Annotated in this window: 1 protein-coding gene; it reads right to left on the minus strand. The window is 71.1% G+C overall.

The genetic code is table 11. The annotated features are described in order from the left end of the window. Window positions 1-429 (minus strand): hypothetical protein (locus BST10_RS23485; RefSeq protein ID WP_207567924.1); only part of this gene is annotated, 429 nt, incomplete at both ends.

Below are 429 nucleotides of genomic sequence, written 5' to 3' on the forward strand. Positions count from 1 at the left end.
ACCACCGAGGCCACCGATACCGTGCGCACCGGCGTTGCCGTGCACCGAAGCGCCACCGGCACCACCATCGCCACCGATACCACCGGCACCACCGGCACCACCATTGCTGGTCGCGTCACCACCATTGCCACCGTCGTCACCACTACCGGCAACCGCATCGGCACCCGCCGCCCCATCCGCTCCGGCACCGCCGACACCACCGGCACCCGCGTTACCACCGGCGCCACCGGCACCGCCATCACCGGCATCCGAACCACCGGCGCCACCAGCGCCACCGGCGCCACCGTTACCACCGGCCAGACCCGTGGTGCCCTCACCATCGACATCCGTGGTGCCGGCCAGGCCAACCGCACCGTCACCGCCGTTGCCGCCGGCGCCACCATTACCCAGGTTTCCAGCATCACCACCACGCCCACCAGCACCACCAGA

It is taken from the genome of Mycolicibacter algericus DSM 45454, assembly GCF_002086455.1.
In the GTDB taxonomy this organism is placed as follows: Bacteria; Actinomycetota; Actinomycetes; order Mycobacteriales; family Mycobacteriaceae; genus Mycobacterium; species Mycobacterium algericum.